This is a genomic window from Streptomyces sp. NPDC040432, assembly GCF_055595445.1.
Genome location: NZ_JBVIVP010000019.1, coordinates 68286 through 81404, shown reverse-complemented (window position 1 = coordinate 81404; position 13119 = coordinate 68286). Strand labels below are relative to the sequence as shown.

Sequence of the window (13119 nt, the reverse complement as noted above, 5' to 3'; positions counted from 1 at the left end):
GACATGACCGTGATCCCGTTGTCGTACGCGCAGCGCCGGCTGTGGTTCCTGGGCCGGCTGCACGGCCCCTCCGCCGCCTACAACGCGCCGGTCGTCCTGCACCTGGACGCCGGCCCGGCCGCCGGCGCGCCGCTCGACGCGCTCGCCGACGCCCTCGCCGACGTCGTGGAGCGGCACGAGGTGCTCCGCACGGTGCTGCCCGCCGGCGCGGACGCGGAGCCCCACCAGCGGGTGCTGCCGGCGGCCGACGTGCCCCGGCTGACCGTCGAGGACTGCGCGGACGGCACACGGGACGCGCGGGTCGCCGCCCTCGTCCGGGAGACGTTCGACGTCACCCGCCAACCACCGCTGCGCGCACGGCTGTTCCGCTCCGGTGACGGCAGCGCGGTGCTGGTCCTGTTGATCCACCACGTGGCGACCGACGGCTGGTCCGTGCGGCCGCTGCTGCGGGACCTCGCGCGGGCCCACCGGGCCCGGCTGGCCGGGCGGGCCCCCGACTGGGAGCCGCTGCCCGTGCAGTACGCCGACTACGCGCTGTGGCAGCACGAGGCACTCGGCGACCCCGATGACCCCGACGGCGTCGCCGGGGAACAGCTGGCGTACTGGCGGGACACCCTTAAGGGCGCTCCGCCGGTGCTCACCCTGCCCGCGGACCGGCCCCGACCGGCCGAGCCCTCGGGGCGCGGCGGCGCGGTGACCGGCCGGCTCGACGCGGCGGCGCACGGCGCGCTCCTCGCGCTGGCCCGTGCCCGGCGCGCGAGCGCGACGATGGTGGTGCGGGCCGCGCTCGCGGCAACCCTGTCGGCGGCGGGGGCGGGTGAGGACCTGGTGATCGGCGCGCCCGTCGCGGGCCGCCCGGAGGAGGACCTGCACGAGCTCGTCGGCTTCTTCGTCAACTCGCTCGCGCTGCGCGCCGATCTGTCGGGCGACCCGTCCGCCGCCGAGTTGGTGGACCGGGTCCGGGACGCGGACCTGGCCGCGTACGAGCACCAGGAACTGCCCTTCGACCTGCTCGTGGAGAAGCTGAGCCCGGAGCGGGCGTTGGGCCACCACCCGTTCTTCCAGACGATGTTGACGGTGGAGGCGGACGGGGCCGGCGCGGCGCCGGTGGACCTGGGCGGGGGTCTCGTCGGGCGGCTCGCCGACGTCGGCCTGGGGACCGCGAAGTTCGACCTGACCTGGTACTGCGCCCAACGGCACACGCCGGACGGGCGGCCGGACGGCATGGACGTCGCCCTGCAGTACGCGGGCGACCTCTTCGACGAGGGCACGGCCCGACTCCTGCTGGACCTGTTCGTGCGGACCCTCGGCGCCTTCGGGCGGACTCCCGGCGCGCGGCTCGGCGAGCTGGGGACTTCGACGTCGGCGGAGGCGCGGGCGCTGGCCGGGCGGCCGTGCGCCACCGCCGCGGCGCCCGCCCCGGCGCCGACCGTCGGGGTACGGCGCGAGGGCCTGGCGCCCCGGGAGGAGATCCTGTGCGGGCTGTTCGCCGAGGTGCTCGGCCGGCCCGGGCTCGACGCCGACGCCAACTTCTTCCGCAGCGGCGGCCATTCGCTGCTCGCGAGCAAGCTCGTCAACCGGATCCGGGGCGCGCTCGGCGTCGAGGCGGGCATCCGGGACCTGTTCCTCGCCCCGACACCCGCGGCGCTGCACCGGCGGCTGGCCGGGCGCGTCGGGGCGGCCGCCTCCCGTCCCCCGCTGGTGGCGGTACCCGTCGGGGCGCGGCCCGAGCGGCTCCCGCTGTCCGCGGCGCAGCGTTCGCTGTGGCTGCTGGGCCGGATCGAGGGCCCGTCGGCGACGTACAACGCGCCGCTGGTGCTGCGCCTGGAGGGGGTGCCCGGGACCGCGGCGCTGGAGGCCGCGCTGGGCGACGTACTGGCGCGGCACGAGGTGCTGCGCACCGTGTACGGCGAGGAGGGCGGGCAGCCGTACCAGCGGGTGCTGGAGGTTCCCGCCGGGCTGCTGGAGGTGGCCGACTGCGCGCCTGAGGCGTTGGAGGGCCTCGTCGCCGGCTTCGGGCGGGAGACCTTCGACCTGGCGGCGCGCGTTCCCGTACGGGCCCGGCTGCTGCGGCCCGGGGACGGCACCTCGGTGCTGGTGCTGCTGCTCCACCACATCGCCACCGACGGGTGGTCCCTCGCGCCGCTGCTGCGGGACCTGGCCGAGGCCTACGGGGCGCGCGCCGCGGGTCGGGCCCCGACCTGGCGGGCCCTGCCGGTGCAGTACTCCGACTACGCGCTGTGGCAGCGGGAGTTGTTGGCGGAGCCGACGGCCCTGCTGGCGCACTGGCGGGCGGCCCTGGAGGGGATGCCCGCGCGGACCGCGCTGCCCGCCGACCGGCCGAGGCCGGCCGAACCGTCGGGGCGGGCCGCGACGGTTTCGGCCACGCTGGAGGAGGACGCGCACCGGGAGCTGGCCGCACTGGCCCGGGAGCGGCGGGCCAGCCTGTTCATGGTGGTCCGCTCCGCCCTGGCGGCGGCGCTGTCCGCGGCAGGAGCGGGTGAGGACCTGGCGATCGGAACCCCGGCGGCGGGCCGTTCCGACGAGGACCTCCACGATCTCGTGGGCTGCTTCGTGAACTCGCTGGTGCTGCGCGCCGACCTGTCGGGCGATCCGTCGGCGTCGGAGCTGGTCGATCGGGTCCGGGACGCGGACCTGGCGGCCTTCGACCACCAGGACCTGCCGTTCGACGTGCTGGTGGAGCAGGTGGGCGGCCCCCGCCGGGCGTTGGGCGAGCACCCCTTCTTCCAGGTGATGCTGACCGTCGGGCAGGCCGACGCCGGTCGGGTGCGGCTCGGCGGGATCGCCGGCCGGGCCGGCAGCACCGATCTCGGCGCGGCCCGGTTCGACCTGTCCTTCCACTGTGCGGAACGGCGCTCCGCCGACGGCGGGCCGGGCGGCCTGGACGTGCTGGTGCAGTACGCGGGCGACCTGTACGAGGAGGACACGGCCCGGCTGCTGCTGGACCTGTTCGTGCGGGCCCTGCGTGCCTTCGGGCGGGCCCCCGGGACGCGGCTCGGCGCGCTGGACCTGGTGTCGGAGCCGGAGCGGCAGGCCCTGGAGGAGCGGCGGGCCGCGCTGGAACGACACGCACGGGATCTGCGGGAGGCCGGAGCCGGGGCCCGCCGCGAGGCCGGGCCGGGCCGGGTGCCGTCCCCCCGGGAGGAGATCCTGTGCGGGCTGTTCGCGCAGGCCCTGGGCCGTGAACGGATGGCGGCGGACGCCAACTTCTTCAAGGCCGGCGGGCATTCGCTGCTGGCGAGCCGGCTGATGAACCGGATCCGGGCCGTCCTCGGCGTCGAGGCGGGGATCCGCGACCTCTTCCTCGCGCCGACCCCGGCGGCCCTGCACCGCCGTCTCGGCGACGCCACCGGGAGCGGCCCGGCCCGACTCGCGCCCGTCGCCGTCGCGGACCGGCCGGAGCGGCTGCCCCTGTCGTACGCGCAGCGACGCCTTTGGTTCGTGGACCAGTTGGAGGGCCCTTCCGCGACCTACAACATCGCCCTGGTGCGGGAGTTGGAGCAGCCCCTGGATCCGGCGGCGCTGGCCGGGGCACTGGCGGACGTCGTCGCGCGGCACGAGGTGCTGCGCACCGTGTACGGGGCCGAGGGAGGTGAGCCGTACCAGCGCGTCCTGGAGGGGGCGCGGCCCCAGCTGGAGCTCGCCCGTCCGGCGGACCTCGCGGCGGCCGTGGACGAGGCGGCGGCGGAGGTCTTCGATCTGACCCGGGACCTGCCGCTGCGGGCCCGGCTGTTCCTCCCCGACGGCGACGGACCGCAGACGCTGGTCCTGCTCCTGCACCACATCGCGGCCGACGGCTGGTCCACGGGACCGCTCCTCGCGGACCTGGCCGCCGCCTACGGGGCCCGCCTGGCCGGAGGGGCGCCCGACTGGGAGCCGCTGCCGGTGCAGTACGCCGATTACACGCTGTGGGAGCGGGCCGGCCTCGACGCCGCGACCGCGACCGGACACTGGCGTGCGGCGCTGTCGGGGCTGCCACCGCTGATCGACCTGCCGACGCAGCGGCCCAGGCCGGCCGTTCCCTCGGGGCGCGGCGCGGTCACCGGGTTCACCGTGGACGCCGACACGCACCGCCGGCTGCTGCGGATCGCGCACGCCCGGGGCGCCACCCTGTTCATGGTGGTGCAGGCGGCGCTGGCGGCGGCGCTGGCCCGCACCGGAGCGGGCGACGACCTCGCGATCGGCACGACGGTCGCGGGCCGCGGCGACGACGCCCTGTCGGGCCTGGTCGGCTTCTTCGTGAACACCCTGGTGCTGCGGACCGACGTGTCGGGCGATCCGGTGTTCGGGGAACTCGTGGACCGGGTCCGGGAAGCGGACCTGGCGGCGTACGCCCACCAGGAGCTGCCCTTCGACCTGTTGGTGGAGGCCCTCAACCCGCACCGCTCCTCGGCGCACCACCCGCTGGTCCAGGTGATGCTCCAGGTGAATCCGGCGCCGGCCGGTCCGCCGGCGGGCCCGCTCGCGGGCACGGAACGGTCGTTCGCCGCGCGGACCGCGAAGTCGGACCTCACCTTCGCCCTCACGGAGCGGGACGGGGGTGGGCTGGACGGGGTGCTGGAGTACGCCACCGACCTGTACGAGCCCTCGGGCGCGGGCCGGCTCGCGGCGCTGCTGGTGTCGGCGCTGGAGCTGTTCGCGGCCGATCCGGACCGGCGGGTTTCGGGCCTCGTGGCACCGGCGGACCGGCGGGCACCGCGCCCGCTCGTCGGGGGCTACCCGATCGACCTGGCCCTGGTCGAAGCGGTCCTCTCGGAGCATCCGGAGGTCGGCGGGGCGCGGGCCCGGGTGGCGGACGGCCGGCTCCTCGCGGAGGTCACCCCGGCCGACGGGACGGTGTCGGAGGCCGAGCTCCAGTCCTGGGCGGCGCAGCGTCTGCCGGAGTACGCGGTCCCGGCGGCGATACGGGTCCCCGGCGAGCCGGCCGGCCCGGCGGGCCTCGGCTCGGGCACCGGCACCACCGGCGCGAAGGGCACGGCCGACGCTGCGGGCACCGCGGAGGATCCGGCCGTCGGGGTGCGGGCCGCCGCGCTGTTGCGGCTCTTCGCGGAGGTCCTGGAACGGCAGGTCGGACCGGACGACAACTTCTTCAAGGCGGGCGGCCACTCCCTGCTCGCCGTCCGTCTGGTGAACCGGGTCCGCGCGGAGCTCGGACACGAGATCACCCTCCGCGACGTCTTCCGCCACCCCACCCCGGGCCGTCTCGCTGCCCTCCTGGCCGCGGCCTCCCCCGCCGCGGCCCCCGCGCCCGCCCTGCGCCGCCGTACGCACGCGGGCAGCCGGGTGCGGAGCTGAACCGGGCCGAGGGTCCGGCCCGCCCGGATCCTCGGTCCCGCACGTCCCCTGTCGTGGCCGCCCGTGAGCACGGGCGGCCACGTCGCGTTCCCGGGTCGGGAGGACACCTCCGCGCCGGTCGGTGCGCGGCGGCAGTCGGGGGCGGCAGCCGGCGGTGGTGGGAGCTGCCGGAGGGACTGCCCTCCGGGCAGGTGGGGGGTGCCTAGCGTGGGGGCACGGAGTCCGCAACCGCTCCCGATCCCCTCGCCTGGAGGCCCCGCGATGCCCTCGACCGCCCCCACCGCCTCCGCCGTCCTGGACGGCGGCCCGGCGATCAGCCCGGCACCCGGCGTACTCGACCGGATCGCCGCTCAGGACCCCGAGCGGACCGCGCTGGTGCACGGCGAGCGGCGCCTGACCTACGGGCAGCTGGCCTTGGCGGTGGCCGTGCGGGCCGATGAACTCGCCGCCGGCGGGGCGGGCCCGGGCCGGCTGGTGGCCGTCCACCGGCCCCGGGGCGTCGACGCGATCGTCGGACTGCTCGCCGCCCTGCGGACCGGCGCCGGCTACCTGCCGCTGGACCCCGGGGCGCCCGCCGCCCGGAACGCGGCGATCCTCACCGACTGCTCGGGCCGTGAAGTGGAGCCCGTGGAGGGAGAGTTCACGCTTCCGGGGGCTCGGGTCCCCGAGGGGACCGCCTACGTGATCTACACCTCCGGGTCGACGGGCACCCCGAACGGCGTGGTCGTCGGGCACGGGGCGCTGGCCCGGTTCGTGGCGGGAGCGGGCGTCCGGTACGGGATCGGCCCCGGCGACCGGGTGTTGCAGTTCGCCCCGCTGCACTTCGACGCGAGCGTCGAGGAGGTCTTCCTGACCCTGGGCTCGGGCGCCGCGCTCGTGCTGCGCGACGAGGACATGCTCGACGTGCCCGGGCTCCTCGCCGGCTGCGCCGCGCACGGGGTGACGGTGCTCGACCTGCCGACCGCCTACTGGCACGAGCTGGCCCACGCCCTGTCCACCGGGATCGTCGAACTGCCTCGGAGCCTGCGAACGGTGGTCATCGGTGGTGAGGCGGCGCTCCCCGAGCGGGTCGAGCAGTGGTGCGCGGCGGTGGATCCGGAGCGGGTCCGGCTGCTGAACACGTACGGGCCGACCGAGGCGACCGTCGTGGCGACCGTCGCCGACCTGTCCCGGTACGCGGGCGGCCCCGTTCCGATCGGGGCGCCGCTGCCCGGGGTCCGCGCGGCCGTCGTCGACGGGGAGCTGTGGCTGCTGGGCGGTGGCCTCGCCGACGGCTACCTGGGCCGGCCGGAGCTGACCCGGGCCAGGTTCACGACGCTGGGCACGGAACGCGCGTACCGCACCGGGGACCTGGTCCACGTACGGCCGGACGGCCTGCTGGGGTTCCGGGGGCGCGCCGACGACGAGGTGAAGATCAACGGGCACCGGGTGGACCCGGCGTCCGTGGAGTCGGTGCTGACCGCACACCCCGGGGTCCGCGAGGCGGCCGTGGTGGCGCGGGAGACGACGGACGGAGTGCGCCTGCTGGTGGCGTACGTGGTCGCCGACGGCGGGGTGGAGGCGCGGGAGCTGCGCGAGCGGGTCCGGGCGCAACTGCCGGCCGCGGCCGTGCCGGGCACGGTGACGCTGGTGGAGGCACTGCCCCGAACCTCGTCCGGGAAGATCGACCGGAAGGCGCTGCGGGGCGCTGCGGGCCCGGAACCGGCGGCTCCCGGAGCGGTGTTGGACGGGGTGCTGTTCGACGGGGCGGTGTTCGACGGGGTGGTGCTGCCCGCCGAGGATCGGGTACCGCTGTCGTACGCGCAGCGCCGCCTGTGGTTCCTCGCCTCGCTGGAGGGACCCTCGGCCACCTACAACCTGCCGGTCGTACTGCGCCTGGACGCCGTCCCGGACCGGGCGGCCCTCGCGGCGGCCCTCGGCGACGTGCTGGAACGGCACGAGGTGTTGCGGACGGTGTACCCGGCGGTGGACTCGGAGCCGTACCAGCACGTGCTCCCCACGCCGCCGGTGGAGCTGACCGTCCGGCCGTGCGATCCGGGTGAACTGACTTCTCTGGTGGCCGGGTTCACCGCGACGACCTTCGACCTGGCGACGCAGCTCCCGCTGCGCGCGGCCCTGTTCGTACCGGGCGACGGATCCGCGACCCTGGCGTTGCTGACCCATCACATCGCCACCGACGGCTGGTCGGTGGGCCCGCTGCTGCGGGACCTCGGCGAGGCGTACGCGGCCCGGCTGGCCGGGGCCGCGCCCGACCGGGATCCGCTCCCCGTGCAGTACGCCGACTACACGCTGTGGCAGCGGGAGCTGCTGGAGGATCCCGGCGTCCTGGTCGAGCACTGGCGGACCGCGCTGGCCGGTATGCCGGGCGTCCTGGACCTGCCGACGGACCGGCCCCGACCGGCCGAGCCCGGCGGCGGGGGCGCCACGCTCGTGGCCCGGCTGGAGGCGGACGCGCACCGGCGGCTGGTGGCGCTGGCCGGGGAGCGGGGCGCCAGCCTGCTCATGGTGGTGCAGCCCGCCCTCGCGCTGGCCCTGGCGTCGGCCGGCGTCGGAACGGACATCGCCATCGGGACCCCGGTGGCGGGTCGGGCCGACGAGGCACTGGACGACATGGTCGGCTTCTTCGTGAACACCCTGGTCCTGCGCACCGACGTCTCGGGCGACGCCTCGTACGCGGAGCTGGTGGACCGGGCGCGGGAGGCGGACCTGGCCGCGTACGCGCATCAGGAACTGCCCTTCGACCTTCTGGTGGAGCACCTGCGGCCGGAGCGGACCTCGGCCGTCAACCCGTTCTTCCAGGTGATGCTGACCGTGCAGGAGGCCGGCGACGCGGAGGGCTCCGGGGCCGCGGGGCCGGTGGGCGGCGGGCCGCTGTCGGGCCGGTTCGTCGAACCGGGCCTGGAGGTGGCCAAGTTCGACCTGAGCGCCTCCTGCGTGGAGGGCGCGGACGGCGGGCTGGAGGTGTGGTGGCAGTACGCCGAGGACCTGTTCGACCCGGGGACGGCGCAACTGCTGCTGGACCTGTTCGTACGGGCCCTCGCGCGGGCCGCCGCCGACCCGGCCGGCCGGCCGGGCGCCCTGCCGCTGCCGACGCCCGAGGAGGAGGCGGTACTGACCGGGCTCCGGGAACGCGCCCCCGCCGAGGGGGCCCCGCACACCGCCCCTGCCACCGACTCGCCCGCCGAACACCTGCTGTGCGCGCTGTTCGGCGAGGTCATCGGACTGCCCGGACCGGTGGCACCGGACGCCAACTTCTTCTCGGAGGGCGGCCATTCGATGATGGGGATCCGCCTGGTGAACCGCATCCGCGCGACGCTCGGGGTGCAGGCCCGGATCCGCGACCTGTTCCTCGACCCCACACCGGCCGGTCTGGCGCGCCGGCTCCTCGCCGAGTCGGACGCGCAGGCCGGGCCCCCGGAGGGGACGGACCCGGCGGACGGGAGCGGGTCCGTCCCGCGCCCCGCCGGGCGGGTCCGGACCGCCGGCCGGCCCGCGCCGACCGCCGTGCCGCCCGAGCTGCGTCCCGAACGGATCCCGCTGTCCTACGCGCAGCGCCGGCTGTGGTTCGTGGACCAGCTGGAGGGGCCGAGCCGCTCGTACAACATCCCCTTCGTGCTGCGTCCGGACCGGCCGCTGGACCCGGCGGCCCTCGCCGGGGCACTGGCCGACGTCGCGGAGCGGCACGAGGTGCTGCGGACCGTGTACCCGGAGGTCGACGGGCAGCCGTACCAGCGGGTGCGCCCGGGGGCCCGGCCGGTGCTGGAGCGGGTGACCGTACCGCAGGACGTTCCGGCGCCCGGACCGCAGGGTTCGCCGCACCAGGCGCTGGAGGCGGCCGTCGACGCGGCGGCCGGTCACGTCTTCGACCTGGCGGCCGAGCTGCCCTTCCGGGCCACGCTGATCGACTGCGGGACCGCTCAGGTCCTGGTCGTGCTGGTCCACCACATCGCCGCCGACGGCTGGTCCTCCGGGCCGCTGCTCGACGACCTGACCACGGCCTACGAGGCCCGGCTGGCCGGGGCCGCACCCGACTGGGAGCCGCTGCCGGTGCAGTACGCGGACTACACCCTGTGGGAGCGGGCCGCACTGGACGGGGAAGCCGCCGCCGAGCACATCGCCTTCTGGCGGGAGACCCTCGCCGACGCCCCGCCCGTCCTGGAGCTCACCGGCGCCCGGACCCGGCCCGCCGAAGCCTCGCACCGGGGTGCGGCGGCCCCCCTGGCGGTGGACGCCGCCACGCACGCCCGGCTGGAACGCCTGGCCCTGGACCACGGTGCCACCCTGTTCACGGTGGTGCAGGCGGCCTTCGCGGCCACCCTCACCCGGCACGGCGCCGGCACCGACCTGCCGCTGGGCACGGTCGTGGCGGGTCGCGACGACGAGGCCCTCGACGATCTGGTCGGCTTCTTCGTCAACACGCTCGCCCTGCGCTGCGACACCTCCGGCGACCCCCGGTTCACCGAGCTGCTCGGCCGGGTCCGGGACACCGCGTACGCGGCCTACGCCCACCAGGAGCTGCCCTTCGACCTGGTCGTCGAGCAGCTGAACCCGGTGCGGTCCACCGCACACCATCCCCTGGTGCAGGCCGTCGTCCAGGTACAGCCGGCCGAGGCGGGTCCGTCCCGCGCGTCGGCCCTGGCCGGGACCGCCGTGGGCACGGCGTCGGGGTTCACCAAGTTCGACCTCACGCTGTCGCTGCGCGAGACGCGGGACGCCGACGGCGCTCCGGGCGGCCTGGACGGCGTACTGGAGTACGCGACGGACCTGTACGACGGACCCATGGCGGCCGTGCTGGCCGGGCACGTGGCGCGGACGCTGCGGGCCGTGGCCGGGGACCCCGAGCAGCGGATCGGGGACGTACGGCTGCTGTCCGCGGAGGAGGAGCACCGGCTGGTCGTCGAGTACAACGACACGGCCGCGCCGCGGGCGGTGTGCGGGCTGGTGCACGAACGGTTCGCGGAGCAGGCCCGGCGCACGCCGCGGCGGACCGCGGTCACGTACGGCGAGGACAGCCTGCGGTACGAGGAGCTCGATGCCCGGGCCAACGCGCTGGCGCACCGGCTCATCGAGGCGGGCGTGGGCCGGGACGGCGCGGTGGGGTTGCTCCTGGAGCGCACCCCGCACCTGCTGGTCGCGGCGCTGGCGGTGCTCAAGTGCGGGGCCGCGTACGTGCCGCTGGACCCGCGGCTGCCCGAGGCACGGGTGGACATGATCATGGAGGACGTCGGCGCGCGGGTGCTGCTCGTCGGCGAGGCGCAGGCGGCCCTGCCGGCGGTCCGCGCGCAACTCGCCTCCGGGGTCCGGGTGTTGTCGGTGGACACGCCGGTGTCGGGGCATCCGGTGACCGATCCGGGCGTGCCGGTCGGCGAGGACGCGTTGATGTACGTGATGTTCACCTCGGGCTCCACGGGCCGGCCCAAGGGCGTCGGGGTCACCCACCGCAACGTGGTGGACCTGGTGACCGACCGCTGCTGGGACCTGCCCCACCACCGGCGGATGCTGGTCCACTCGGCGATCGGCTTCGACGCCTCGACGTACGAGCTGTGGGTACCGCTGCTCAACGGCGGGCAGTTGGTGATCGCCCCCGGGGACGGCACCGACGTCGCGGAGCTGGACCGGGCGATCCGCGGCAACGAGGTCACCGCCGCCTACTTCACGATGGGCCTGTTCCACATCATGGCGGACGAGGGCCTGGACACCCTCAAGCTCCTCGACGAGGTGTGGACCGGCGGGGACGTCGCCTCCCCGAGCGCGCTCCAACGGGTGCTGGAGAACTGCCCCGACACCGTGCTCGTCCACTCGTACGGGCCGACCGAGACCACCTTCGCCTCGCACCAGCAACGGTTCCCGCTCACCGAGCGGGAGGTCCGCGGCGTGTACCTGGGCGCCGCCCTCGACAACACCCGCGCCCACGTCCTGGACGGGCGACTGCGCCCGGTGCCCGTCGGGGTGCCCGGCGAGCTGTACCTGTCCGGCACCCAGGTGGCACGCGGTTACGTCGGCCGGCCCGGGCTGACGGCCGAACGGTTCCTGCCGGACCCGTTCGCTGCGGACGGCGGCCGCATGTACCGCACCGGTGACCTGGCGCACTGGACGCCCGGCGGCGAACTGCGCTTCCTCGGGCGGGCCGACGGCCAGGTCAAACTGCGCGGGTTCCGCATCGAGCCCGGCGAGATCGAGGAGACCCTCGCCCGGCATCCGGGCGTCGGTCAGGTCGCCGTCGCCGTGCGCGAGGACGGTCCCGGCGGGAAGCGTCTCGTGGCGTACGCCGTGGCCCGCGCCGGGCACACCCTGACCGGGCCGGGACTGCTGCGCTGGGCGGCCGACGAGCTCCCCGAACACATGGTGCCCTCGGCGGCGGTGCTGCTCGACGCGATCCCGCTCACCGTCAACGGCAAGCCCGACCGGGCCGCCCTACCGGCGCCCGCGCCGGCCGTACGGGGCGACGGGCGGGCGGCCCGCACCCCCCGCGAGGAGGTGCTGTGCTCCCTGTTCGCCGAGGTGCTGGGTCTGGAGCGGGTCGGCATCGACGACAACTTCTTCGCGCTGGGCGGACATTCACTGCTCGGGGTGCGGCTGGTGAGCCGGATGCGGACCGTCCTCGGCCTGGAGCTCGGTGTCCGCGACCTGTTCCGTACGCCGACGGTCGCCGGCCTCCTCGGCGACGAACCCTCCGGCTTCGACCCGATGGGGGTGCTGCTCCCGCTGAACACCCGGGGCGCGCAGCGGCCGCTGTTCTGCATCCACCCGGGAACGGGTGTCGGGTGGCCGTACGCCGGGCTGGCCCGCCACCTCGGGCCCGACCAGCCGCTGTACGCGGTGCAGGCGCGGGCACTGAGCGAGCTGGGGCACTCCCCCGGGTCCGTCGAGGAGATGGTGGACGACTACCTGCCGCTGATCCGCGGGATCCAGCCGCACGGCCCGTACCGCTTCCTCGGCTGGTCCTTCGGCGGCACCGTCGCCCACGCGCTCGCGGTGCGCCTCGCCGAGCTCGGCGAACGTACCGACCTGCTGGCCATGATGGACGTGCACCTGCTGCCGACGGAGCCCGAGCGACGCCGGATGACGCCGGCGCAGAAGCGGGACATGCTCGTCGGTGACGCCACGGACGAGCCCGCGGAAGCCCCCTTCGACGTGGACGCCCTCATCGGGCTGGTCCGGCTGAAGGACCCGGTGCTCGGCGCCTTCTCCGACGCGGAGATCCGCTCGGTGATCGGCGCCTCCATCAACCACGCCGAAATCATGAACCTGTACGCCCCGCGCCCGGTCGCCACCGATCTGCTGTTCCTGGCAGCCCTGGAGGACGGGGAAACGGAAAACACCCTCGCCCAGCATTGGATCCCTTATGTGGAGGGTCGGGTGGAGAACCATCTGATCGGTGTTCCGCACACCAGGATGGGCGAACCGGAACCACTTGCGATGATCGGCCGTATCCTTTCCGAAAAATTGAGGAGTCTGTCATGACCAATCCTTTCGACGACACCGAGGGCACCTTCCGCGTCGTGGTCAACGCCGAGGGCCAGCACGCCCTGTGGCCGGTATTCGCCGAGGTCCCGGGCGGGTGGGAGGTCGTGTGGGGCGAGGGCTCACGGGCGGACGCGCTCGCCTACGTGGAGCGGAGCTGGACCGACATCCGCCCCCGGAGCCTGGTCGCCCAGTACTCCTGAACGACACGACGAAATCCCGTACGGATATCGGAACCGAAAGGGTCGTACCCCGCACCGCGGGGTACGACCCTTTCGGTTTCCCCACCGACCCGTACCGCCGGCATCCCGGCCGTAATTCCCCGATACTGCCGCAACA

General features: G+C 75.5%; 3 protein-coding genes. All 3 read left to right on the top strand.

Annotation, left to right across the window (positions count from 1 at the left end; genetic code table 11):
- Nucleotides 1–9: 9 nt before the first annotated feature.
- The 3 genes from ACZ58N_RS29700 (at nucleotide 10) to ACZ58N_RS29690 (ending at nucleotide 12983) form a co-directional block, all read left to right on the top strand.
- The gene (locus ACZ58N_RS29700; RefSeq protein ID WP_471166047.1) at nucleotides 10–5316 is read left to right on the top strand and encodes a condensation domain-containing protein; all 5307 of its coding nucleotides are present in this window, start codon (nucleotides 10–12) and stop codon (nucleotides 5314–5316) included.
- A gap of 261 nt (nucleotides 5317–5577) precedes the next feature.
- Complete coding sequence (locus ACZ58N_RS29695; RefSeq protein ID WP_471165938.1) at nucleotides 5578–12780, top strand: amino acid adenylation domain-containing protein; 7203 nt, start codon at nucleotides 5578–5580, stop codon at nucleotides 12778–12780.
- Nucleotides 12777–12983 carry an MbtH family protein gene (locus ACZ58N_RS29690; protein ID WP_471165935.1) on the top strand — a complete coding sequence of 69 codons (207 nt, stop codon included), beginning with the start codon at nucleotides 12777–12779 and terminating at the stop codon, nucleotides 12981–12983. The genes ACZ58N_RS29695 and ACZ58N_RS29690 overlap by 4 nt, the downstream gene beginning before the upstream one ends.
- The last annotated feature ends 136 nt before the right edge of the window (nucleotides 12984–13119 follow it).